The 24,662-nt window shown below is 71.0% G+C and carries 18 protein-coding genes; 10 read left to right on the forward strand and 8 right to left on the reverse strand.

Going from position 1 to position 24,662, the window contains the following annotated elements; translation table 11 throughout:
- The first annotated feature begins 347 nt into the window (after nucleotides 1-347).
- Complete coding sequence (gene serA, locus E0500_RS17730; protein ID WP_131558291.1) at nucleotides 348-1,937, forward strand: phosphoglycerate dehydrogenase; 1,590 nt, start codon at nucleotides 348-350, stop codon at nucleotides 1,935-1,937.
- Between the two features lie 74 nt (nucleotides 1,938-2,011).
- Here the strand turns inward: serA and E0500_RS17735 are convergent, their stop codons facing one another.
- The gene (locus E0500_RS17735; protein ID WP_131558293.1) at nucleotides 2,012-3,562 is read right to left on the reverse strand and encodes an MFS transporter; all 1,551 of its coding nucleotides are present in this window, start codon (nucleotides 3,560-3,562) and stop codon (nucleotides 2,012-2,014) included.
- An 85-nt stretch (nucleotides 3,563-3,647) separates the two neighbouring features.
- On the opposite strand from E0500_RS17735, the gene E0500_RS17740 reads away from it, so the two are divergent.
- A complete protein-coding gene (locus E0500_RS17740) occupies nucleotides 3,648-4,232 on the forward strand; it encodes a TetR/AcrR family transcriptional regulator (protein ID WP_131558295.1) in 585 nt (194 codons plus the stop codon).
- On the opposite strand, the gene E0500_RS17745 is transcribed toward E0500_RS17740, so the two are convergent.
- The 5 genes from E0500_RS17745 to E0500_RS17765 form a co-directional block, all read right to left on the reverse strand.
- A complete protein-coding gene (locus E0500_RS17745) occupies nucleotides 4,186-4,911 on the reverse strand; it encodes a dipeptide/oligopeptide/nickel ABC transporter ATP-binding protein (RefSeq protein WP_131558297.1) in 726 nt (241 codons plus the stop codon). The two genes, E0500_RS17740 and E0500_RS17745, sit on opposite strands and share 47 nt — an antisense overlap.
- Nucleotides 4,908-5,915 (reverse strand): ABC transporter ATP-binding protein, encoded by a 1,008-nt coding sequence (locus tag E0500_RS17750; protein ID WP_131558299.1) that lies wholly within the window; start codon nucleotides 5,913-5,915, stop codon nucleotides 4,908-4,910. Before E0500_RS17750 ends, E0500_RS17745 begins: the two co-directional genes overlap by 4 nt.
- Nucleotides 5,905-7,749: an ABC transporter permease subunit gene (locus E0500_RS17755; RefSeq protein ID WP_131558301.1), complete on the reverse strand. Its 1,845-nt coding sequence runs from the start codon at nucleotides 7,747-7,749 to the stop codon at nucleotides 5,905-5,907. The genes E0500_RS17750 and E0500_RS17755 overlap by 11 nt, the downstream gene beginning before the upstream one ends.
- Entirely contained in the window at nucleotides 7,746-9,242 is a 1,497-nt protein-coding gene (locus E0500_RS17760; protein WP_131558303.1) for an ABC transporter substrate-binding protein, read from the reverse strand. Before E0500_RS17760 ends, E0500_RS17755 begins: the two co-directional genes overlap by 4 nt.
- Nucleotides 9,243-9,383: 141 nt before the next feature.
- Nucleotides 9,384-10,592 (reverse strand): CdaR family transcriptional regulator, encoded by a 1,209-nt coding sequence (locus E0500_RS17765; RefSeq protein WP_131558305.1) that lies wholly within the window; start codon nucleotides 10,590-10,592, stop codon nucleotides 9,384-9,386.
- A gap of 162 nt (nucleotides 10,593-10,754) precedes the next feature.
- Here E0500_RS17765 and E0500_RS17770 point away from each other — a divergent pair, with 162 nt between their 5' ends.
- The 3 genes from E0500_RS17770 to E0500_RS17780 all read left to right on the forward strand — a co-directional run bounded on the left by E0500_RS17770 (nucleotide 10,755) and on the right by E0500_RS17780 (nucleotide 14,448).
- A complete protein-coding gene (locus E0500_RS17770; RefSeq protein WP_131558307.1) occupies nucleotides 10,755-11,681 on the forward strand; it encodes a proline dehydrogenase family protein in 927 nt (308 codons plus the stop codon).
- A 244-nt stretch (nucleotides 11,682-11,925) separates the two neighbouring features.
- Nucleotides 11,926-13,557, forward strand: a complete 1,632-nt coding sequence (gene pruA, locus E0500_RS17775) for an L-glutamate gamma-semialdehyde dehydrogenase (protein ID WP_131558309.1) — start codon at nucleotides 11,926-11,928, stop codon at nucleotides 13,555-13,557.
- 21 nt (nucleotides 13,558-13,578) lie between these two features.
- Complete coding sequence (locus E0500_RS17780) at nucleotides 13,579-14,448, forward strand: alpha/beta fold hydrolase (protein ID WP_131558311.1); 870 nt, start codon at nucleotides 13,579-13,581, stop codon at nucleotides 14,446-14,448.
- A gap of 30 nt (nucleotides 14,449-14,478) precedes the next feature.
- On the opposite strand, the gene E0500_RS17785 is transcribed toward E0500_RS17780, so the two are convergent.
- The gene (locus E0500_RS17785) at nucleotides 14,479-16,407 is read right to left on the reverse strand and encodes a glycoside hydrolase family 97 catalytic domain-containing protein (RefSeq protein ID WP_131558313.1); all 1,929 of its coding nucleotides are present in this window, start codon (nucleotides 16,405-16,407) and stop codon (nucleotides 14,479-14,481) included.
- Nucleotides 16,408-16,755: 348 nt separating this feature from the next.
- Here E0500_RS17785 and E0500_RS43890 point away from each other — a divergent pair, with 348 nt between their 5' ends.
- The gene (locus tag E0500_RS43890) at nucleotides 16,756-16,887 is read left to right on the forward strand and encodes a hypothetical protein (protein ID WP_131558315.1); all 132 of its coding nucleotides are present in this window, start codon (nucleotides 16,756-16,758) and stop codon (nucleotides 16,885-16,887) included.
- An 84-nt stretch (nucleotides 16,888-16,971) separates the two neighbouring features.
- Here the strand turns inward: E0500_RS43890 and E0500_RS17790 are convergent, their stop codons facing one another.
- Entirely contained in the window at nucleotides 16,972-18,537 is a 1,566-nt protein-coding gene (locus E0500_RS17790; protein WP_131558317.1) for a metallophosphoesterase family protein, read from the reverse strand.
- 143 nt (nucleotides 18,538-18,680) lie between these two features.
- On the opposite strand from E0500_RS17790, the gene E0500_RS17795 reads away from it, so the two are divergent.
- From E0500_RS17795 to cimA, 4 genes are all read left to right on the forward strand, one after another.
- Nucleotides 18,681-19,724, forward strand: coding sequence for a 3-isopropylmalate dehydrogenase (locus tag E0500_RS17795; protein WP_131558319.1), 1,044 nt, complete (start codon nucleotides 18,681-18,683; stop codon nucleotides 19,722-19,724).
- Between the two features lie 265 nt (nucleotides 19,725-19,989).
- The gene (locus tag E0500_RS17800; RefSeq protein ID WP_131558321.1) at nucleotides 19,990-21,078 is read left to right on the forward strand and encodes a branched-chain amino acid aminotransferase; all 1,089 of its coding nucleotides are present in this window, start codon (nucleotides 19,990-19,992) and stop codon (nucleotides 21,076-21,078) included.
- A gap of 413 nt (nucleotides 21,079-21,491) precedes the next feature.
- The gene (locus E0500_RS17805; protein WP_131558322.1) at nucleotides 21,492-22,724 is read left to right on the forward strand and encodes a PD40 domain-containing protein; all 1,233 of its coding nucleotides are present in this window, start codon (nucleotides 21,492-21,494) and stop codon (nucleotides 22,722-22,724) included.
- A 303-nt stretch (nucleotides 22,725-23,027) separates the two neighbouring features.
- Entirely contained in the window at nucleotides 23,028-24,632 is a 1,605-nt protein-coding gene (cimA, locus tag E0500_RS17810; RefSeq protein ID WP_131558324.1) for a citramalate synthase, read from the forward strand.
- Nucleotides 24,633-24,662 lie beyond the last annotated feature (30 nt).

Here is a 24,662-nt window from a genome sequence, read left to right on the forward strand (position 1 = left end):
GGTGGGCCATCGCCGGACGCGCCGCTCCGGTGGCGTTCCCCGACGGCTGCCCTCTCCTGAGGGGCCGCTGACGGGTCGGCCCGTCGGGGTGATCCTTCCGGAGGAGCACAAGACGCGCCCGCCACGCCACTACACTGCCGTACTACATACGCGTCAGGCCCACAGCGTCGTGCGTCTTCCACGCGGCCAAGCGACACCGAAGAAGTCCAGGCACGTCCCCACACCGCCCGGCACAAGCCGATGCCGCAGCGGGCGCGGGAACGCACCCGCCCCTCTCCGGTGCCACACCCCTCCACCGCCAGCGGCCGTCGGGACGGCCGTCCGCATTGGACATGTAGAGGACTCACGTGAGCTCGAAACCAGTCGTACTCATCGCTGAAGAGCTGTCGCCCGCCACCGTCGACGCCCTCGGCCCGGACTTCGAGATCCGGCACTGCAACGGAGCGGACCGCTCCGAGCTGCTCCCGGCCATCGCCGAGGTCGACGCCATCCTGATCCGTTCCGCGACGAAGGTGGACGCCGAGGCCATCGCCGCCGCGAAGAAGCTGAAGGTCGTCGCACGAGCCGGCGTCGGCCTCGACAACGTGGACGTCTCCGCCGCCACCAAGGCCGGCGTGATGGTCGTCAACGCCCCCACCTCGAACATCGTGACCGCCGCCGAGCTCGCCTGCGGTCTCCTTCTCGCCAGCGCCCGCCACATCCCGCAGGCCAACACGGCGCTGAAGAACGGTGAGTGGAAGCGCAGCAAGTACACGGGTGTCGAACTGGCGGAGAAGACCCTCGGTGTCGTGGGTCTCGGCCGTATCGGTGCGCTCGTGGCCCAGCGCATGTCCGCGTTCGGCATGAAGGTCGTCGCGTACGACCCGTACGTCCAGCCTGCCCGGGCGGCGCAGATGGGCGTGAAGGTGCTGTCGCTGGACGAGCTGCTGGAGGTCTCCGACTTCATCACCGTCCACCTGCCGAAGACCCCCGAGACCGTCGGTCTCATCGGTGCCGAGGCACTGCACAAGGTGAAGCCGTCGGTGCGGATCGTCAACGCCGCGCGCGGTGGGATCGTCGACGAGGAGGCGCTGTACTCGGCGCTCAAGGAGGGCCGGGTCGCGGGCGCGGGCCTCGACGTGTACGCGAAGGAGCCGTGCACGGACTCCCCGCTCTTCGAGCTCGACGAGGTCGTCTGCACGCCGCACCTCGGTGCGTCCACGGACGAGGCCCAGGAGAAGGCGGGTATCGCGGTGGCGCGGTCCGTCCGGCTCGCCCTCGCGGGTGAGCTGGTGCCGGACGCCGTGAACGTCCAGGGCGGTGTCATCGCCGAGGACGTCAAGCCGGGTCTGCCGCTGGCCGAGCGTCTGGGCCGTATCTTCACGGCGCTCGCCGGCGAGGTGGCGGTCCGCCTCGACGTCGAGGTGTACGGCGAGATCACGCAGCACGATGTGAAGGTGCTGGAGCTGTCGGCGCTCAAGGGTGTCTTCGAGGACGTGGTCGACGAGACGGTCTCGTACGTCAACGCTCCGCTGTTCGCGCAGGAGCGGGGCGTGGAGGTGCGGCTGACGACGAGCTCGGAGTCGCCGGACCACCGCAACGTGGTCACCGTGCGCGGCACCCTGGGCAGCGGCGAGGAGGTCTCGGTCTCCGGCACGCTCGCGGGCCCGAAGCACCACCAGAAGATCGTCGCGGTGGGCGAGTACGACGTGGACCTCGCCCTCGCCGACCACATGGTCGTACTCAAGTACGCGGACCGTCCCGGTGTCGTCGGTACCGTAGGGCGCGTCTTCGGTGAGGCCGGCATCAACATCGCGGGTATGCAGGTCGCCCGCTCCATCGCCGGCGGCGAGGCCCTCGCGGTTCTGACGGTGGACGACACGGTGCCTCAGCCGGTGCTCACGGAGGTGGCCGAGGAGATCGGCGCGACGTCGGCGCGGTCGGTGAACCTGGTCTGAGGTTCGTTCCTGGACGACGTTCGGGGCCCGTCACCAACTGGTGACGGGCCCCGAACGCGTACCCCCGGTGTTGGTCAGACGGCTGCCTTCTCCCGCTCAGCCGCCTCCACCGCGGGCATCCGCACCCCGCGCAGCACCACCGCGCCCGCGACCGCCGCGCCCAGCAGCACCAGCGCCCCCGCGATCGCCGCGCCGTGCATCCCGCTGGTGAACGCCTCCCGGGCGGCGGCTGCCAGGGCGTCCCCTGCGCGCCCCGGCAGCTGCTCGGCCACGGCGAGGGCGCCGCCGAGGGTTTCGCGGGCGGGTTCGGCCGCCGACGCGGGCATCTCGTGGTGGTAGATCGCCGTACCGATGGAGCCGAGCGTCGCCATGCTCAGGGCGCCGCCGAACTCGGCGGAGGTCTCCAGGAGGGACGAGGCGCTGCCCGCGTTCTCGACGGGCGCCGCGCTGATGGCGATGTCGGCCAGCTGCGCGGTGGTGGCGATGACCCCGGAGGCCAGGACACCGGATGCGACGAGCACCAGCCACAGCGAGTCCGTGCCGGCGAGGACCAGCAGACCGTAACCGCACGCCGCGGTCAGGAAGCCACCGGCCACGACGTACGCGCGAGCCACGCCCCGCTGCACCAGATGGGCCGAGACGGACCCCGCGAAACCGATGAACACGGAGGGCAGCAGCGCCCACAGCGCGGCCTCCAGCGGCTCCTTGCCGAGGACCGACTGGATGTACTGGCTGGTGAAGTACGCAGAGCCCATCATCCCGAAGATCGCGACCAGGTTCAGGACCACGGCCGGAGTGAAGCCCCGGCCGTGGAACAGCCGCGGCGGGATCATCGGAGAGGCCGTGGTGCGCTGGCGGTGGACGAACAGCGCAGCGAAGAGCAGGCCCACCGTCACCGACACCACATACCGCACGTTCCAGCCCTCGGCGGCCAGCTCCTTCAGGCCGTAGATCACCGGCAGGACCGCCGCGAGCGACAGCGGCACGCTCAGCAGGTCGAAGCGGCCGGGATTCGGGTTCTTCGACTCGGGGAGCAGGACCGGGCCGAGGACCAGTAGCAGCACCATCGCGGGCAGGTTGACCAGGAAGACCGAGCCCCACCAGAAGAACTCGACCAGCACACCGCTCATCACCGACCCCAGGGCGACGCCCGCCACCATCACACCGGACCAGAGTCCGATCGCCTTCGCCCGCTGGCCCGGGTCGGTGAACATCGTGCGCACCAGCGCCATCGTCGATGGCATCAGGGTCGCCCCGCCGATGCCGAGAACCGCGCGGGCCGCGATCAGGGTCTCGGCGCTGTGCGCGTACGCGGCCACCAGGGAGGCGGCGCCGAACGCGACCGCGCCGATCAGCAGGAGCCGACGGCGGCCGATGCGGTCACCGAGCGAGCCCATCGTCATCAGCAGACCGGCCAGCACGAACGCGTAGATGTCGAAGATCCACAACAGCTGGGTGCCGCTCGGCTCCAGGTCCGCGCTGATCGCGGGGATCGTGAAGTAGAGCACCGAGACATCCATCGAGACCAGCAGCAGCGGAAGCATCAGCACGGCGAGCGCGGTCCACTCGCGGCGGCCGGCACGAGTGGGGCGCTCCGGGCCCGCGCTTGTCGGGTTCGTAGTCATGCCGAGGAATGTACAAGCGTGTTAAACGCTTGTCTAGAACGAGCGTATAAGACGGTTGTCTGTATTCGGCGGTAGGGTGGCCGGTATGGGACACCGTGAGGATCTGCTCGAAGGCGCCAAGCGCTGCCTGCTGGAGAAGGGCTTCCTGCGCACGACCGCGCGCGACATCGTCAAGGCGTCAGGGACGAACCTGGCGTCGATCGGCTACCACTACGGCTCGAAGGACGCGCTGCTGGCGCAGGCGTACGTGGTCATGGTCGAGGAGGTCTCGGACGCCTTCGAGGGCGGCGGGGCGATCGAGAGCAGTTCCGCGCCCGGCTCGGTCGAGCGGTTCCGGGAGGTGTGGTCGAACATCGTCGACACCATGCGGGAGCCCGGCTCGCTGTGGCGCCTCAGCATGGAGATCGTGGCCATGGGGGACCAACTGCCCGAGGTGCGCGAGCATCTGGCGCGGGCCCAGCGGGAGGGTGCGCGCGGCATTGTCACGCTCTTCATGGGCGGGCGCGAGGAGGATGTCACGGACAGGACCACGGACACCCTCGGCAGCTTCTACACGACCCTGCTGATGGGCCTCGTCGCACAGTGGACCTTCGCCCCCGAGAGCGCGCCCGACGCCGACGCGCTCACCGAGGGCCTGCTCCAGGTGATGGAGGCCGCCAAGCAGGCGTGACCTCGGTGACGCGCCCGTCCCGCAACTCGATCGACCGGTCCGCGAAGTGGCTTACGACGGACCGGTCGTGACAGATGAACAGGTAGGCGAGCCCCAGCTCGTCCTGGAGGTCCGCGAGCAGGTTGAGGACTCCGGCGCGGACGGACGGGTCGAGCGCCGAGACCGGTTCGTCGAGGACGAGGAGGCGGGGCCCGGACGCCAGCGCGCGGGCGATTCCGGCGCGTTGGCACTGACCGCCGGAGAGTTCGTACGGGAAACGGTCGCCGTACGCCGGGTCCAGGCCGACCCGGTCGAGGAGTTCGGCGACCCGGGCCGGGCCCGCCTCGTCCCAGCGGCCCTGGACGCGCAGGGGTTCCGCCACCGCGTCGCGGATGCGGTGGCGGGGGCTGAGGGAGCCGTACGGGTCCTGGAAGACCGGCTGCATCCGGGGGCGGACCGGGCGCAGTTCGCGTTCGGTCAGGCACGTCAACTCCCGCCCCTCGAAGCGCACTTCACCCGCATCCGGGCGGCGCAGCTGAAGGACCGCCGTGACCGTGGACGACTTGCCGCAGCCCGACGGGCCGTTCAGCGCGAGCGTCTCGCCCGCGTCCAGGGTGAAGGAGACGTGGTCCACGGCGGTGACCGTGCCGTAGCGGACCACCAGGTCACGAACGTGGAGGAGGGGCTGGTTCGGGCTCATGCTCGCTGCTCCGGGAACAACTCGGCCGCCGGGTACGGGACGTCGTCCCAGCGATGGCAGGAGACCTCGTGGCCGTCGTCCACCTGCCGCGGCTGTGGTTCCTCACGACGGCAGCGTTCCTCTGCGAGGGGGCAGCGCGGCGCGAAGGCGCAGCCGGGCGGAAGGGCGTCGGGGACGGGTGGGACGCCGGGGATGGTGGGGAGGCGCCGGCGGACACCCGCGCGGGCCGGTTCACCCGGCGCGCCCGGTTCACCGGAGGGCAGCGACGCCAGCAGTCCCGCCGTGTACGGCGCCCTGGGGCGGTCCAGTACCCGCGCCGCCGGGCCCTGTTCGACCTGGCGGCCCGCGTACATGACGAGCACACGGTCGGCGTGCTCCCGGACCACCGCCAGATCGTGTGTGATCAGCACGAGTGCGGCGCCGACGGCCTCGCGCTGCTCGCCGAGGACCCGCAGCACCTGCTCCTGGAGCTCCGCGTCCAGCGCGGTCGTCGGCTCGTCGGCGACCACCACGTCCGGTTCGTTGACGGTCGCCATGGCGATGACGGCGCGCTGGCGCATGCCGCCGGAGTACTCGTGCGGGTACGCGCGCGCCTTGCGTACGGCGTCGGGGATGCCCACACGGTCGAGTGCGGCGACCGCGCGGGTGCGGGCCTCCTTACGGGAGACGCGGGCCACCGACCGTACGGCGGCGGCGAGTTGGTCGCCCACGGGATGCACGGGGGAGAGTGCGGAGAGGGCGTCCTGGGGGACGAGCGCGATACGGCGCCCGCGCTGGGCGCCGAGTCGCGTGTCCCCGCGCAGGCGCACCGAACCGCTAGTCGTCGCGCCCCGTGGCAGCATCCCGAGCAGTGCGCGTGCCGTGAGGGACTTGCCCGCGCCCGACTCGCCGACCAGGGCGAGCACTTCGCGCGGCCGGACGTCGAAGGACAGACCGCGCACGGCCTCCACCCCCGCGACGGCGATGCGCAGCTCACGTACCGACAGCAACACCTCAGACTCCAACGGGGGTCTCCTCCTTACGGGCCCGGGTCCGGGCGCGGGCCCCGGCGGCTTTCCGCGCGTTCCGTGCTCTCCGTGCTCTCCGTGCGTTCCGTCCCGAACGACTCCTGGCGCCCTGCTCCGCGTACGCCGCCGTCGACACCGCGAGCCCCGCCAGCAGGGCGAGGGCCACCGCCGGGGCCAGGGCCGCCCAGGGGGCGCGTTCCACGTAGGCGCGCGACTCGTCGAGCAGCAACCCCCACTCGGGGGTGGGTGGTTGGGCGCCCAGGCCCAGGAAGCCCAGAGAGGCGATGGCGAGGGCGATGCCGGGGAGACGAAGGAGCGCGTGGCGGGTGACGGGACCGGCCACCGAGGGCAGGACGTGCCGGGTCAGGATCCACACAGGGCTTGCCCCGATGGCCCGTTGGGCGATCAGGAACGTCGACGCGCGGACCTCCTGGACCAGGGCCGCCGCGTGCGCTGCCAGAGCGGGCCAGGAGAGGAGGGCCACGGCGAGGGCCGCGCCACCCGTGCCGGTGCCGACGACCGCCGCGACCAGGATGCCCGCGATCACCGGCGGCAGCGCGTTGGCGATGTCCGAGGCCCCGGACGCCACGGACGGCAGGAAGCCGAGGGCGAGGGAGAGAAGCAGACCCGCCAGGCAGACCGCGGCCGCCGTGCCGATCGTGGAGGCCGCGCCGTGCCCCAGCCGGGCCAGCACGTCCCGGCCGAGCCCGTCCGTGCCGAGGGGGTACGCCAAGGACGGCGCCCGGAGCCGGGCCGTCGTGTCCACGGCGTACGGGTCGCGCAGCAACCCCCAGCCGACCGCGGTCAGCAGCACCGCCGCGAGCGCCACCGGAACGGCCGGGTGGGAGCGGACCGGGCGTGCCGTGGGCAGGGTCAGTCCCGCGTCCCGCAGCGCCGGTCCGAGCAGCCGGCGCCGTACGAGTGCCGCGAGCGCGCCCGTGACCAGCCCGAGCGCGAGCAGCGCCAGGACCGACCCCTGGAGCAACGGCAGATCCTGCGACTTGGCCGCGCCCAGTGCCGTACGCCCGATGCCGGGCACCGCGAACACCGTCTCCACGGCGACCGCGCCACCCGTCAGCCCGACGGCCGCCATACCGAACTGCGGGAGCAGGGGCGGCAGTACGCGCCGAAGGGCCGCCGCCGCGACGCGCGCCCCGCTCACCCCGGCCCCCCGCCACAGCTCCACCCAGCGCTCCTCCAGCACGGCGGGCAGCGCGTCCGCGACCAGGCGGCCGAGCAGACCGCCCGCCGGCACACCGAGCGCGATCGCCGGCAGCACCATGTACTGCGGGCCCTGCCAGCCGGACGTCGGCAGCAGGCCCAGCCACACCCCGCACACCAGCAGCGCCACGGTGGCCAGCAGGAACTCGGGCACGGCGGCGAGCATCGCGGCGAACGCCCCCGCCGACCCTCGTCCTCGTACGAGCACCGGCGCCACCAGCGCGCACGCCAGCAGCACCGCGATCCCGAAGGCGGCGGCCATGAGGCCGAGCGACACCTGGAGGCCGGACACCACGGAGGGGAGCACGTTCGTGCCCGACACCCATGACGTGCCGAGGTCGCCGCGCAGCAGTCCCAGGGCCCAGCTCCCCAGCAGGGACAGGGGGCCCGCGTCCAGGCCGAGGTCGGCGCGGACCGCGGCCAGGGCCTCCGGCGTCGCCTCCTGCTCGGCCGACCGCGCCCGCAGCACGGTCAGCGCGGGATCCCTGCCGGAGAGCCATGGCAGCAGGCCGACGGCCGTCACGACGGCGGCGAGGCAGACGAGACGGGTCAGCCCGGCCCGGCCGGTCCATCTCCTTGCGGCGCTTGCGGCGCTTACGGCGAGCCTCACTTGACGTGGGTGCCGGCCGTGACCAGCTCGCGCTCGCGCGGGTCGTGGGCCGCGCCCGTGACCCCGGCGGCGTCCCCCTGGATCACGCGTTCGTGCAGCATCGGCACCGCCGCGTCGGTGGCGAGCACGGCGGCCTCGGCCTCGCTGACCGCCTTCCGGCGCGCCTCGCCGGCCCTGGACTCGGAGGCCTTGTCCAGGGCGGCGTCGACCGACTTCTCGGCGAGCTGGGAGATGTTGAACGAACCGTCGGAGCCGAAGTCGCTGTAGAGGTACGCGGCCGGGTCGCCGGAGTCGAGGACGGTCGCCCGGGAGAGGACGAACGCGTCGAACTCGCCCGCCAGCGCGTCGGACTCGATGTTGGCGTACTCGCGGATCTCCAGCTTCACCCTGAACCCGGCCTTCTGGAGCTGCTGTTGCAGCGCGGCCGCGACCTCGGGCAGCTCGGCCCGGTCCGTGAACGTGCCGATGGTCACGGACCTGCCGGACGGGTCACCGGCCCCGGCCCGCCGCACCGGCGACCGCAGGTCGGCGGCCCACGGGAGCGCCGGCCCGAGCAGCCCCTCGGCGACGTCCGCCCGTCCCTCGTACACGCCCTCGACGATCGACTTCGCGTCGACGGCCTCACGGGCCGCCGCCCGGAGACCGGCGTCCTTGAAGACGCCCTTCCCGGTGTTCAGATACAGGGTGTTGGTGCGGGGCATCGGAACCTCGGTGATCAGGTCCTGGTCGAGCAGCGCGGCCTGGGAGACGGGGACGGCCTCGACGATGTCGGCCTCGCCGCTGCGCAGGGCGGCGGCACGCGCGGTGCCGTCGGGCACGAACTTCACATCGATTCCCGGGGACTTGGCCCTGCCGCCCCAGTAGTCGTCGTAGCGGTCGAGGGTGGCCGAGGACGTGCCGTTCACCTTGGTCAGCTCGAAGGGGCCGGTGCCCGCGCCGACCGGGTTCACCGTCTTCCCCGCGTACGCCCTCGCCGCCAGGACCGCCAGCTGCGGCGAGCTGAGGCGCTGCGGGACGAGCGGGTCCTCGGCGGCTGTGGTGACGGCGACTCGGCCGTCCTCGGCCTTCGCGGTGAGCTCGACACCGTCGAGGATGCGGGGCTTGGGGGAGGCGCCGGCCGCCCTGGTCAGGGAGCGGACGACGGCCTCGGGGGTGAGCTCGGTGCCGTCGTGGAACATCACCCCGTCACGTATCTCGAACGTCCAGGTCCGCCCGCTCTGCTGCCATCCGGTGGCCAGCGCGGGCTCGGCGTCGCCCTGCGCGTCCAGCTTCACCAGCGTCTCGGCCGTCGACCAGCGCGACAGCTTGAACGCGTCGTCGGAGAGCGGGGACAGGCCCGAACGCGGGGGCTGCATCATGGCGAGCCGTATGCGCTTGCCGTCACCCTTCGCGGACGGCCCGGCGGACGGATCGGCGTCGGCGAAGCATCCGGTGAGCAGGGCGGAGGCCGCGGAGAGAGCCGCGACGGGAAGCAGGCGGGCGGGCAGGCGCACGGGGCCCTCCGGGCAAAGGGGCGGTCAGGAGTGGGTGCTCGGGAGTGAGTGCGCCGACCGTAGCATGATGACAATCATTTTCAATAATGTGGATCGTGTCGTACGGAGCTCCACGGCGCTGCGCCTCAGAGGCGATGTGTCTCAGAGCCGATGTGCCTTGAGCGCCATGTGGAGCAGCAGGCGGTCCTCGCCGTCGTCCAGGTCCAGGCCCGTGAGCTGTTCCACGCGGGAGAGCCGGTAGTACAGCGTCTGCCGGTGGATGCCCAACTCGGCTGCCGTGCGGCCCGCTTGGCCCGCGCAGTCCAGGAACACCTCCGCCGTGCGGACGAGTTCCTGGTGGGTGTCGGTCAGCAGCCCGCGTACGGACGGGTCCTGGACCGCCTCGGGGGGCAGCGTGGTGAGCAGGCGGTACGGGCCGATCGCGCTCCATTCGGCGACCGGTCCGAGCCGGGGCTCCGCCAGCGCGGCGCGGGCCGCCCCCGACGCCTCCTGCCACGCGGTGCCCAGCTCGGCAAGCCCGGAGCGGGCGCCCGCGACGCCGGCCGCCGCGTCCGCCCCGGCTCGCTCCAGCAGCCGGGCCGCCGCGGTCCGCGCCGGCTGCGGCAGGTCCGCCGAGCGCAGCCGCACCAGCAGCGCCAGGCTCTGCGCGGCGGCGCCCCACGGCACCGTGCACAGGGCGGTCGCCCCCGGCACCGCTCGCACGGACGGCGCGTCGGACGGGTCGGCGGACGGCCAGGGCGCCACGCAGACCACGGTGTGCAGGCCGACCGCGCGCGGGCCCAGCGCCGTGCGGAGCTCTCCCACCGCCATGTCCTGCTGCCAGCCGGGCTCCGCCGTGAGGGCCGCGCGCAGCTCACGCGTCAGGTCCGCGCCCGCCTGGGCCTCGTCCGCCAGCAGGGCGCCGATCCGGGAGGTCACCTCCATGGCGGCGGAGAGCTGGGCGTCGGTGGGCCCCGGCTCGCCCTCCAGCAGCCAGACGTACCCGAGGACCACACCCCGGTGCCGGACGGGAAGGCAGATGCGCCCCCGGTACACCCCCGCCTCCGGAGTGGGCGGGATCCGTACCGGACCCGTCGCCCGGGTGATGCCGAAACCCTCGAACCACTGCCGTACGGCCGCCGTCGAGCGGCGCGTGAGGATCGAGCGGGTACGCACGGGGTCCAGGGCCGACTCGTCCAGGTCGCCCTCGCTGTCGTACGCCCCGAAGGCGATCAGCTCGAAGTCACGGTTCTCCAGCGTCGCGGGCAGGCCCAGCAGGCCGGAGATCTCGTCGACCAGCTCCTGATAGTCGCCCCGGCCGCCCGCCCCTCCGGTCCTGAAAACGTCCGTCACCCGGGCATTCTCCCGCATTCCGCGAGCCCTTCATACATCTGTCTGAGATCCAGGGCACGGATGCGTGACAGCTGTCGATGGCCGACGATCGGAGGGATCCTTAGGTTTCACGGTGGTTCTCCGTGCCGTACCCGATTGGTCGGGTCACGGCCTTCCGCTGGTCCTTTGTGGAGGTGCCCCGTGCTGGGTCCCGTGATTCTCGCCGCGTCGCGCAGCGACCGGATGCGCCGGATGGTCTCGGCTGCTCCGGTGACGAAGTCGGTGGTCGACCGTTTCATCCCCGGTGAGACGGTGGACGAGGTCGTACCCGTCATCGAGGACCTCACCGGCAAGGGCCTGGACGTGACCATGGACGTGGTCGGTGAGGACATCACCACCGCCGAGCAGGCCGAGGCCGCCCGCGACGCGTACCTGGAGCTGGTCGAGCGGCTGGGAGACCTCGGGCTCGGGACGCGGGCCGAGATGTCCGTCAAGCTCTCGATGTTCGGCCAGGCACTGCCCCATGGCCACGAGCTGGCCCTCGCCAACGTCCGCCCCGTCGTCGAGGCCGCCGCAGCCATCGGGACCACGGTCACGCTGGACGCGGAGGACCACACCACCCTCGACTCGATGTTCGCGATCCACGACGAGCTGAGGAAGGACTTCCCGCAGACCGGGTGCGTGATCCAGGCGTACCTGCACCGCACCGAGGAGGACGCCCGCCGCCTCGCCGCGAGCGGCAGCCGCGTACGCCTCGTGAAGGGCGCGTACAAGGAGCCCGCCGCGGTCGCGTACCAGCGGAAGCACGAGATCGACAAGGCGTACGTGCGTGTCCTGAAGGTCCTGATGGAGGGCTCGGGGTACCCGATGATCGGGTCCCACGACCCGCGCCTCATCTCCATCGCACAGGAGCTGGCCCACCGCGCCGCGCGCAAGCCGGACGAGTACGAGTTCCAGATGCTGTACGGGATCAGGAGCGAGGAGCACCTCCGGCTCGCCGCCGACGGCCACCGGATGCGCGTCTACACCGCGTATGGCACCGACTGGTACGGGTACTTCATGCGGCGGCTCGCGGAGAAGCCCGCGAATCTGCGGTTTTTCCTGCGCTCGATGGTCAGCAAAGGGTGAGCGGCAGCTGTCGGCACCCGGGTGCATCCTGGGTACCGACAGCTACCGCCCAACCGGCCGACTGAGCCGACCCGGTTCCGCACCACAAGGAGTACGGAACTTGTGACTCCGCCCCTGTGGGGACTTCTCACTCGCTCGCCGCAGCGGGTTCGTGACGGTCAAGCCCTGACCGCCGCCCAAAGATACGCAGACGACTTTGGCTCCCTCCAGCCGAAGTCAGGGATTCACCCGGAAGAGGTAGCTCATGGATGCTGTGACCCAGGTCCCCACCCCCGTCAACGAGCCGGTGCACGGCTACGCCCCCGGCTCGCCCGAGCGCGCCCGGCTGGAGGCCAGGCTCAAGGAGCTGGCCGAGAACCCCGTCGACCTGCCCTGCACCATCGGCGGCGAGAAGCGGCTCGGCGGCGGCGAGCGTTTCGACGTCGTCCAGCCGCACAACCACAAGGCCGTACTCGGCAGCTACCGGAACGCGACCCGGCAGGACGCGCAGGACGCGATCGACGCGGCCCTCGCCGCCGCGCCGGCCTGGCGCGCCATGTCCTTCGACGACCGTGCCGCGATCATCCTGCGCGCCGCCGAACTGCTGTCCGGACCGTGGCGCGAGACGCTGGCCGCCTCCACCATGCTCGGCCAGTCGAAGACCGCCCAGCAGGCCGAGATCGACTGCCCCTGCGAGCTGGTCGACTTCTGGCGCTTCAACGTGCAGTACGCCCGCGACCTGCTCGCCGAGCAGCCGGTCGCCAACTCCCCGGGCGTCTGGAACCGCCTCGACCACCGCCCGCTGGAGGGCTTCGTCTACGCGATCACCCCCTTCAACTTCAGCGCGATCGCCGGCAACCTGCCCACCGCGCCCGCCCTGATGGGCAACGTGGTGGTGTGGAAGCCGTCGCCGACCCAGACCCACGCCGCCGTGCTGCTCATGCAGCTTCTGGAGGAGGCAGGTCTGCCCAAGGGCGTCATCAACCTCCTCACCGGCGACGGCATCGAGGTCTCCGAGATCGCCCTGGAACACCGCGACCTCGCGGGCATCCACTTCACCGGCTCTACGAAGACCTTCCAGTACCTGTGGAAGACCGTCGGCAACAACATCGAGAAGTACCGCTCCTACCCGCGCATCGTCGGCGAGACCGGCGGCAAGGACTTCCTGGTCGCCCACCCGAGCGCCGACCGCGCGGTGCTGAAGACCGCCCTGACCCGGGGCGCCTTCGAGTACCAGGGCCAGAAGTGCAGCGCGACCTCCCGGGCGTACATCCCGGCGTCGATCTGGAACTCCGGCTTCAAGGAGGAGTTCGCCGCCGAGGTCGACGGCCTCACCATGGGCGACGTCACCGACCTGTCCCACTTCATCGGCGCCGTCATCGACGAGCGTGCCTTCGCCAAGAACAAGGCCGCGATCGACCGCGCGAAGACGGACCCGGCCTGCACGGTCGTCGCGGGCGGCTCGTACGACGACTCGGTGGGCTACTTCGTCCGCCCGACCGTCGTCGAGTGCGGTGACCCGGAGAACGAGGTCTTCACCACCGAGTACTTCGGTCCGTTCCTCGCCGTGCACGTCTACGAGGACGACCGGTACGAGGAGATGCTGACCCAGATGGAGTCGGTGGCCGACTACGCCCTCACCGGCTCGGTCATCGCGGGCGACCGCGCGGCCGCCGCGTACACCGCCGAGAAGCTCCGCTACGCGGCCGGCAACTTCTACATCAACGACAAGTCGACGGGTGCCGTCGTCGGCCAGCAGCCCTTCGGCGGCGGCCGCGCCTCGGGCACCAACGACAAGGCGGGCGCCCCGCAGAACCTGATGCGCTGGACGCTCACCCGCGCCATCAAGGAGACGCTCGTTCCGCCGACCGACTACACCTACCCGCACATGGGCTGACGTCCCGGCAGACTCTCCACCATGACCTGGACGGAGAGCGGGACGACGCGGACGGTGACCGCCGACGACGGAGTACGGCTGTGGGCGAGCCGTTCGGGCCGTGGCACACCCCTGGTGCTGTGCCACGGCGGCCCCGGACTGTGGGACATGTTCGAGGACGTGGCCGGGCTGCTCGGCGGCCTGGCCACGGTGGTCCGCTGGGACCAGCGCGGCTGCGGACGGTCCGAGCGGTGCGCCGGACCGTGGACGAGCGAGCGGTTCGTGGCCGATCTGGACGCCGTGCGCGCGTACTTCGGACTGGAGCGGACGGCACTGCTCGGCCACTCCTGGGGCGCGCAACTGGCGCTCAGCTACGCGCTCGCCCATCCGGAGCGGGTGAGTGCGCTGGTGTACGTGGCCGGAACGGGCATCGGGCCGGATGCCGACTGGCACGGCGCCTACGAGGAGAACCTCCTCGCCCGGCTCGGCGAACAACCCGAACGGTTCGCCCGCTGGCTTGAGTTGACGGACCGTCCGCAGCGCACCGACGAGGAGGAACGGCAGCGCGCGGTGCTCCAGTGGACGGCCGAGTTCGAGGACCGCGAGCGGGCTCCGGAACTCGCCGAGGGCATGGCCGACCCGTGGTTCGGCGTCAACACCGAGTGCAACAAGGCCCTCAACGCCGAGCGGAAGCGGACCTGGGGCACCCCCGAGCTGTACACCGCCTGTCAGGCCCTCGACCTGCCCGTACTCATCGTCGACGGCGAGCGGGACATCCGGCCGCGCTCGGCCGTCGACTCGCTGGAGCGGGCCCTGCCCCGGGCGCGGCGGGTCATCCTGCCGGACGCGGGCCACCTCCCCTGGGCCGAGGACCCGCAAGGCTTCCGCGAGGCGGTCGCGACGGCGCTGTGAGCCCTGCCGCGACCGCCCCTCGGGCTTCAGTCAGTTGTCGCAGGTGGTTCGGCCCTGCCACCAGCGGCACGCCTGCGCCGCGAAGCCGCCGTCCGCGACCACCGGTACGGAGAGGGTGTCGCCGCCCCGGACCACGTGCGGCGTGCGGACGAGCCCCGACGGGCCGTCCGTGACCGTCTCCACCAGCCAGCGGCCCGCACCCAGCCGCAGCGGTACGTCCACGGTCTGTGCCGCGCCCGCGAACGTACCGCCGATGAACCACCGGCCGTCGGGCGCCTGCCGGGCGAGGACCGCGGAACGCCCGGGGTCCCCGGTCAGCAGCCGAGTGCGTTCCCAGCGCGCGGGCAGCTGCTCCAGGTAGCGGCGGGCCTCGGGGCGGGCGTCGTACGACTCGGGCGTCCCGGCGAGGTTCTGGATGCCGGACTCGTAGAGGACCGTCAGGCCCAGCTCACCCGCGTCGGAGGCCACGTTGGGCCGGTAGGGCCGGTGGAAGGCGCCCGGGGTGAAGTCCATCGAGCCGATGACGTTGCGGGTGAAGGGCAGGGCCGCGAGGTGCTCGGCGGTGTTGGTGCGCTTCTCCTCGCCGCCGATGCCCTCCATGGTCATCACGTGCGGCCAGGTGCGCTGCATGCCCTTCGGGATGGTCGAGCCGTGGAAGTTGACCATCAGACGGTGGCGGGCGGTGGCCTCCAGGACGTCGTCGTACCAGCGCATGCGCTCCTGGGACTCCGAGTCCATGAAGTCGATCTTGACGCCCGTCACGCCCCAGCGCTCCAGCGTGGACAGCCACTTCTCGCGCTCGACGGGGTCCGTGAGCAGGGTGTAGTGGAGCCAGACCTGGATCTTGACGCCCTTCTTCGCCGCGTACCGCACCAGCTCCGGCATCCAGTTGTTCGTCTGCCAGTCGGGGTCGATGACGTTCCACTCGCCGGGTTTGTAGTACCAGCCCGCGTCCACGACCTCGTACGGCCAGCCGCGCTCGGCCGCGTAGTCGACGTACTTCTTCTGCGCTTCGAGGCTCTGCCCGGCCTCCCTGCCGCCCGCGAGCCAGGTCCACAGGGCCGGACCGGGCTTGATCCAGGAGGTGTCGCGGACGCGGGAGGGCGGGGCCAGGTCGTCGACGAAGGTGGACTCGGTGACGGTCGCCAGGTCGCCGGTGATGACCGCCCGCCAGGGTGTGGTGAGCCCGGAGCCGTCGGGTACCTGGACCGGTTCGTCGTTCCAGAGGGCCACCCCGTACGTCGAGGAGCCGGCCTCGTGCGTCAACTGGGCACCCGCGTAGCTGCCGTCGACGTCCGACTCGGCGATCAGTGCCGGGCCGCCGGGGGTGTTGAAGAGGGCCTGCATCATGTAGCGGCCCGTCGCCGGCTCCGTCGCGGACGCGTACCGGGAGAAGAGCAGCTCGTTGTCGGCGCGGTACCCGCCGATGACCGCGTCCGTGCCCGTGGGCAGGGTGAACGCGGAGGCCTCGCGCAGGACGTCGCCCTCGTCGCGGGGGAGTACGTAGCGGTAGGCGACGCCGTCCCGGGCCACCCGGGTCACCAGGTCGACGCGGGCGCCGTCCGCCGTACGGAACCGGAAGCGGGACTCGGTCATGCGGACGACGCGCCGCTCCGACTTGCCCGACGTGCTGGTGTAACTCCCGGCCACCGCACGGTCGGTGCGGCCGGTGAAGGTCAGCTCCCTGGAGAGGTCGGCCCGCTCGGTGACCAGGCCTACCGGCGAGGGTTCGAGAACCGTACGGTCGCCGCGTCTGACGGCGAGGGTGGGCCGGCCGTCGGCCGGGTCGAGCGCCACGACGGCGGTGGGGGAGCCGGGCGGCCCCGCCACCTCCCAGGACTGTCCCTGTGCCGTGGGGTCGGCGTGGGCGGGGGGCAGCGCCACCGCGGTGGCGAGGAGGGCGGAACAGAGCGTCAACACGATGGTGCGCGGCCTTAACAGGGCCGGTTTGGCGGGCATGCGGCTCTCCCTGTCGCAGTCATCCGATGACTGTGAGAGTGGAGGCGGCAAATGGGGCTGTCAAGAAGTCGTGCAGCTATATACATCGGATAACTGCGGAGAACTGGACGGTGTGATCCACTGCACTGTCTCAGATAGTAGGAAGGCCAAGTATTTGTGGAGACAAGCGACCCCTCGTCGCTTACTTTTGTAGAAGCCGAACGTCTCGCTCGACCCAGCGAATGGCGGTCGTGAGCCGGAGCCCGAAGGCAGGCAATCCCTGCGGCACCGCTCCCCGCCCCATCCGGCGTCTGTCTCGTAACCCCTCTTTTCCGCACTCCCGGATGACCTCGAAGGAGTCGATTCCGCATGGCCGAGACGACCGCCCGCCGCCGAGTCCGCCGCCACACCCGTACGAGCGAGTCCGACCGCAAGAACGCCGCCGCCGCGCTCCAGCGCGCCCTCGACCGCAGGGACAACGGCGGAGCGACCGGACACTGACGCCGAGCACCACCACACTTCAGCCGCCACACATCAGCCGGGAGCCGCACCCGCACGGGGTGCGGCGCGGCCGTGGGCCCCGGCTCACTTGCCGCGCCGCACCTCGAAGTGATCGATGCGCTCGCCCTTGTGGGTGAGCGCCGACACCTTGAGCCGGGCGGGCCCGGTGCCCTTACCGGGCTCCGCCTCCACCGAGAGGAACGAGTACCCGGTGTAGCGCACGCGCGACCACTCCACGGTCTCGTCCTTTCGCTGCCGCGACCTGGTCCAGACGAAGGACTCGATGGACTCGCGTTCCCTGATGTGCCCCTCGTAGCTGTCCTTGACGTCCGGGTCGAAGCCGTAGAGGGTCTTGCCGCCGCCGCCCGCGGTGACGTACACGATCCCGTCCCGTTTCGGATCCGTCGACGCACCGATCGGTACCGGCTTGCCGACCTCACCGTTCTTGATGGCGTCGGTCCGCTCGTACGCATGGTTGTGCCCGTTGATCACCAGGTCCACCTGGTGCTCCACGAACAGCGGCAGCCAGTCGGCGCGCAGCCCCCCGTCGGACGCGTGCTTCGACGTCGAGTACATGCAGTGGTGGAAGAAGACGACGATGAAGTCGACCGAGTCCTCAGCCCGCAGCTCCTTCAGCGTCCGGTTCAGCCACGCCGTCTGCTCGCCGTCCGTGTAGCCGAAGTTGGCGGGAATCTCGTACGAGACGTCGTTCGCGTCCAGCGCCACCACGCCGACGTTGCCGTACGTGAACGCGTACACGCCCGGCGCCTTCCGCGGGTCGAATCCGCTTTCGGGGAGTGAGAAGCGGGCCAGTTGTCCGCCGTACCCGTCCGGCGAGTACCAGGCCTCCATGTCGTGGTTGCCGGTCGTCACCAACCACGGCACCGACTTCGCCACCGGCTCGGTCTGCTTGAGGAACGCGTCCCAGGTCGACGGGTTGAACAGGTCCGACTTCTTGCCATGACCGGTGTTGTCCGCGTAGCAGATGTCGCCCGCGTGCAGGTGGAACGCCGGGTCCTGACGCAGCAGCACCTTGTCGTTCTCGATCGCCTCCTTGCTGACGCCCTGGTCGCCGAAGGCGGTGAAGACGAACCTCTCCGGGCTCGCGGGCGCCGTACGGAACGAGGCGATGGTCGACCGGTGGCGCGGCGAGGCCGGGTCGAAGCCGTCGTGGCCGACGCCGTAGTAGTACGTCGTGCCGGGCCGCAGGCCGTCCAGGGCCGCGTGCACGTAGTACTGCTCGTACCGCGGGCGTCCCCCCAGCTCCGGGGTGACCAGATCGCGGACCTCGGCCTCGATCTTCCGGCTCAGGTCGTCGGGCCGGGAGCCCACACGGATGAACGGCTTCCTGACCGCGAGCGGCACCTGCCAGGAGATCCGCATCTGCGTCTTCGGGTCGGCACCGAAGGAGAGATGGCGCCCGAAGGGGGCGACGACGGAACCGTGCACCCGCTCCGTGGCGGTCGCGGACGAACGGTCCGCCATCGGTGTCCGCGATCCCGAGCAGCCGGTCAGCAGCCCGCCGGCCAGCGCACTCGCGGTCACCAGCGTCCGCCGCCGGGACAGTTTCGTGCGCAGGTACTCGTGCTGTTCCGCCATGCTCATATGGCGCGCGAGCCGTTCTGGAATGCCGAAGTCCGGTGTCTCCATGGTCGAGAACTTCCCAGCAACACCCAACTCAGGGCAAACGCAGGGGTGAACACCAGTCAACGGAATGGCGTAACGGTGACACGATGAGGTCCATATCGCGGACAGCCCGTGTCATCCCATGGGACAAGGAGTACGGTGCCGTCATGTCTCGCAGCCTCAATCTCGCAGTGATCCCCGGTGACGGCATCGGCCAGGAAGTCGTGGCCCAGGGACTCAAGGTCCTCTCCGCCGTCCTCCCGCAGGATGTGAAGCTGGAGACCAAGGAGTACGACTTCGGCGCCAGGCGTTACCACGCCACCGGTGAGACCCTCACCGACGCCGACCTCGACGCCCTGAAGCAGCACGACGCGATCCTGCTCGGCGCGATCGGCGACCCGTCGGTGCCGTCCGGTGTCCTGGAGCGCGGCTTCCTGCTCAAGCTCCGCTTCGCCTTCGACCACCACGTCAACCTGCGGCCGAGCAAGCTGCTCCCCGGCGTCGCCACCCCGCTCGCCGGCCAGCCCGAGATCGACTTCGTCGTGGTCCGCGAGGGCACCGAGGGCCCGTACACCGGCAACGGCGGCACCATCCGCAAGGGCACCCCGCACGAGGTCGCCACCGAGGTCTCCGTCAACACGGCCTTCGGTGTCGAGCGCGTGGTCCGGGACGCCTTCGCCCGTGCGCAGGCCCGCCCGCGCAAGAAGCTGGCGCTGATCCACAAGAACAACGTGCTGACGTTCGCCGGTCACCTGTGGACCGACGTCTTCAACCGGGTGGCCGAGGAGTACCCCGAGGTCACCACCGAGTACATGCACGTCGACGCGGCGACGATCTACCTCGTCACGCAGCCCGAGCGCTTCGACGTGATCGTCACCGACAACCTCTTCGGTGACATCGTCACCGACCTCGCCGCGGCCGTCTCCGGCGGCATCGGCGTGGCCGCCTCCGGCAACATCAACCCCAGCGGCGAGTTCCCGTCCATGTTCGAGCCCGTCCACGGCTCGGCGCCGGACATCGCGGGCCAGGGCAAGGCCGACCCGTCGGCCACCGTCCTGTCCGTCGCGCTCCTGCTGCGTCACCTCGGATACGAGGCCGAGGCCGTGCGTATCGAGGACGCCGTCTCCGCCGACCTCGCCGAGCGCGTGGGCAAGCCCGCCCGCTCCACCGACGAGATCGGCGACGCGCTCGCCGTACGAGTAACCGGCTGACCTGTCGGGCCACTCACCCTTTTGAGTAAGCCGCCGGGTCGCACCCAACGCACCCGGCGGCTTTTCCGTGCCCTCGCCGGGTGTCACCATCAGTCCCCTGGGCCATCCCAAGGGCCGCATTCACTCCATTCCTTCCCTGGCCAACCGCTTGCGATAATCGAACGCGGAGCTGCCCAGCGGGGGAATGCTCGGACGTCCTAGCACTGGTCCTCCAGAGCCGTACCGATGCGCGCCCGTCACAACAACCGGTGAAGGACAACGACTCATGACGACGCCCACGATCGAACTCAAGCCCTCGGCCAACCCGCTCTCCGACACCGAGCGCGAGGCGATTCTGGCCAACCCCGGGTTCGGCCGCCACTTCACCGACCACATGGTGACGATCAAGTGGACGGAGGGCCGCGGCTGGCACGACGGCCAACTCGTGCCGTACGGCCCGCTCTCCCTCGACCCCGCGAACATGACCCTGCACTACGCCCAGGAGATCTTCGAGGGACTCAAGGCCTACCGTCAGCCCGACGGCTCCGTCGCCACCTTCCGCCCCGAGATGAACGCCCGGCGCTTCCAGCGCTCCGCCCACCGACTCGGCATGCCCGAACTGCCGGTCGAGACGTTCGTCGAGGCCTGCGACGTCCTGGTCCGGCAGGACAGGGCATGGGTGCCCGCGCACGGCGGCGAGGAGACCCTGTACCTGCGCCCGTTCATGATCGCCACCGAGGTCGGCCTGGGCGTGAGGCCCGCCAACGAGTACCTCTTCCTCGTGATCGCCTCCCCGGCGGGCGCGTACTTCCCGGGCGGCGTCAAGCCGGTCTCCATCTGGCTCTCCGAGGACCACGTCCGCGCCGTCCCCGGCGGCATGGGCGACGCCAAGACGGGCGGTAACTACGCGGCCTCCCTGCTCGCCCAGGCCGAGGCCGCCGAGAAGGGCTGCGACCAGGTCTGCTACCTCGACGCGGTCGAGCACCAGTGGATCGAGGAGCTCGGCGGCATGAACCTGTACTTCGTGTACGGGGACCGGATCGTCACGCCGCCGCTGACGGGCACGATCCTGGAGGGCGTCACCCGCGACTCGCTCCTCACCGTCGCCCGCGACCTCGGCTACACCGCAGAGGAGGGCCGCGTCTCCATCGACCAGTGGCAGCGCGACGCCGAGAACGGCACGCTGACGGAGGTCTTCGCCTGCGGTACCGCCGCGGTCATCACCCCCGTCGGCACGGTCAAGCGCACGGGCGCCGAGTGGCAGCAGGCGGGCGGGGAGCCCGGCGAGGTCACCCTCAGGCTCCGCGAGGCGCTGCTCGACATCCAGCGCGGCAGGGCGGAGGACGCCCACGGCTGGATGCACGGGCTCGGCTGACCCCGGCGTGACGGCCGACCCCCACCGGTGACCTTCAGGGCCGCCCCGGACTCCAGGTCCGCGGCGGCCCTGACGTGTACCCGCGTGCCGTCGTACGACCGCCGTGGTCCGCGGACACCTGATCAGTCGTCCGGGTTGTACGTAAACGAGCGCATTGACCCGAGTCGAGCGATGCACTTGTATCCCGGTGAGCCCTCGGCACAGGGCCGGGGGCGAGGGCAAGTTGGAGAAGACGAGGTCGTCGCGTTCGACTCGGCGTCACCCGATCTGGTGGAGGGGGACACCAACGGGGTGTCGGACGTCTTCCTGCGGACAGTGCAGTGGTGATGCGGACTGCAACGACCCGGACCGCAACGACCCGGACCGCAACGACGCTGTCCGTAAAGGCAACGAGAAACCACGGGGGAACAACCATGCACTGGACCAAGCGCCGTGCCGCCCTGACGGCCGCCGTCGTCGCGGTCACCGCCACGGTGGCGCTGACCGGGCCCGCGGCGAGCGCCGCACCAAGGGCCGCGCGCACCGAGCCCGTCAGCGTCACGCCCGAGGGCAAGGCGGGCGACCATCCGTCGGGTCCGGCCGTGATCAGCCGCAACGGCCGCTACCTCGCCTTCACCTCTGAGGCCACGGACCTGCTGCCCGGCACCTCGAACGGCGGCATGTTCGTGCGCGACCTGCGCACCGGAAAGACCCGCTGGGCCGGATACGGGGAGGGAGTGTCGGTCAGCGGGGACGTGGTGTCGATCAGCGACGACGGGCGCCGCCTCGTCTTCGTCTCGGCCGACGACGTGTGGCTGCGTGACCTGCGCACGGGCCGGAACACGGCGTTCGGCATCCAGGTCCCCGAGGGATTCACCGGGCAGCCGCGTGCGGTCTCGGCAACTCCGAACGGCCGCTACGCGGTCTTCACCCTCCAGGAGATCGACGAGGGCAACGTGGTCTTCCTGCACGACCGGGTGACGGGCACCACCGAGCGGATCAGCCACCCCCGGCCGACCTGGGAGCCCCGCAACGCCTACCAGCCGACGGTCAGCGACGACGGGAGCCGCGTCGTCTACCAGTACAACTACGGCAACGGCCCGCGTGGCGACGACTGGGGCGACATCTGGCTGTACGACCGCGCCACGGCCACCCGCACCCAGATCGACCGCTCCTACGACGGCTCGGAGACGGAGCGGGAGTCGCTGGAGCCGTCCCTCAGCGGCGACGGACGGACGGTCGTCTTCGAGTCCCGGGACACCCATCTGATCCCCGACGACAACGACGGCAGCTGGAACGTGTTCGTGCACGACGTCGCCACCGGAGTCAACCAGCGCCTCCACGCCGCCCACGGCGGACCCCACGCCGCCTCCACCCGCAACCCCGCGGTGAGCGCCGACGGCCGGTACGTCACGTTCAGGTCGGAGGTGGAGGAGCCCGGCAGCCGGTACGGCACGGAGTGGCCCGTCTACGTACGCGACATGAAGAAGGGCATCACCACCCTGGTCACCCCCGACAGCACCGGCGGCACGGCCACGGCCGACGTCCTCCCGGGCGGTATCGCCGACGGCGCCCGCCGCATCGTGTTCCGGTCCAGCGATCCGGAGCTGATTCCGGCCGGCGACACCAACGACGGCACCGACGTGTTCGTACGCCACCTGCCCTGATCAGCGCAGTGCTCGCATCCTGAGACGGACGGTGAGCACGGGGGCGGGTTGTGCCAGAATGCCCCCGTGCTCTCGTTCGCCATGATTATTGGCAGCAGGCGCGCCGGTCCGCAGTGACCGCCACGTACGACAACGTACGGGCGGACACCGTCGTCCTCGACCCGCGCGCAGACCTCTCGCACCCGCGAGAGGTTTTTCGTTTTCCTGGCCCACCACCAGCCGGGAGGGGAGCGCGAGGGATCCTTGGGGGATGGCGGAACCGGTCATTCCGGTAGACCGAGATCCAGTACAGGAGCCGAAACCATGACCGAAACCAGCGAGCTCGACGATTCCTTCCACGTCTTCGACACCACCCTGCGCGACGGCGCGCAGCGGGAGGGCATCAACCTCACCGTCGCGGACAAGCTGGCCATCGCGCGGCACCTGGACGACTTCGGCGTGGGCTTCATCGAGGGTGGCTGGCCCGGCGCCAACCCGCGCGATACCGAGTTCTTCGCCCGCGCCCAGCAGGAGATCGACTTCCGTCACGCGCAGCTGGTCGCCTTCGGCGCGACCCGCCGCGCGGGCGGCAAGGCGAGCGAGGACCCGCAGGTCAAGGCGCTGCTCGCCTCCGGCGCCCCCGTCATCACCCTGGTTGCCAAGGCCCATGACCGGCATGTGGAACTGGCCCTGCGCACCACGCTGGAGGAGAACCTGGAGATGGTGCGGGACACCGTCTCCCACCTCCGCTCCCAGGGCCGCCGGGTCTTCGTCGACAGCGAGCACTTCTTCGACGGCTACCGCGCGAACCCCGAGTACGCGAAGGAGGTCGTCCGTACGGCCTCGGAGGCCGGCGCCGACGTCGTCGTCCTGTGCGACACCAACGGCGGCATGCTCCCCGCCCAGGTGCAGGCCGTCGTCGCCACCGTCCTCGCCGACACCGGTGCCCGCCTCGGCATCCACGCCCAGGACGACACGGGCTGCGCGGTGGCGAACACGCTGGCCGCGGTGGACGCGGGCGCGACCCACGTCCAGTGCACGGCCAACGGCTACGGCGAGCGCGTCGGCAACTCCAACCTCTTCCCGGTCGTCGCGGCCCTGGAGCTGAAGTACGGCAAGAAGGTCCTCCCCGAGGGCAGGCTGCGCGAGATGACGCGGATCTCGCACGCGATCGCCGAGGTCGTGAACCTCACGCCCTCCACGCACCAGCCGTACGTGGGCGTCTCGGCCTTCGCACACAAAGCCGGACTGCACGCCTCCGCCATCAAGGTCGACCCCGACCTGTACCAGCACATCGACCCCGAACTGGTCGGCAACACCATGCGCATGCTGGTCTCCGACATGGCCGGACGCGCTTCCATCGAGCTCAAGGGCAAGGAACTCGGCATCGACCTGGGCGGCGACCGCGAGCTGGTCGGCCGGGTCGTGGAGCGGGTCAAGGAGCGCGAGCTGGCCGGCTACACGTACGAGGCCGCGGACGCGTCGTTCGAACTCCTGCTCCGCGAGGAGGTGGCGGGCAAACCCCTGCGCTACTTCCGCACGGAGTCCTGGCGGGCCATCGTCGAGGACCGCCCCGACGGCAGCCACGCCAACGAGGCCACGGTCAAGCTGTGGGCCAAGAGCGAGCGCATCGTCGCCACCGCGGAGGGCAACGGCCCGGTGAACGCCCTCGACCGCGCCCTCCGGGTCGCCCTGGAGAAGATCTACCCGCAGCTCGCCAAGCTCGAGCTCGTCGACTACAAGGTCCGCATCCTTGAGGGCAAGCACGGCACGAACTCCACGACCCGGGTGCTCATCTCCACGTCCGACGGCACGGGGGAGTGGTCCACGGTGGGCGTCGCCGACAACGTGATCGCCGCGTCCTGGGCGGCCCTGGAGGACGCGTACACCTACGGCCTGCTGCGGGCCGGGGTGGAACCGGCGGAGTAACCCTCGTCGACCTCACGAGCCGGGCTCCCC

It is taken from the genome of Streptomyces sp. KM273126, assembly GCF_004337435.2.
GTDB classification, from domain to species: Bacteria; Actinomycetota; Actinomycetes; order Streptomycetales; family Streptomycetaceae; genus Streptomyces; species Streptomyces acidicola.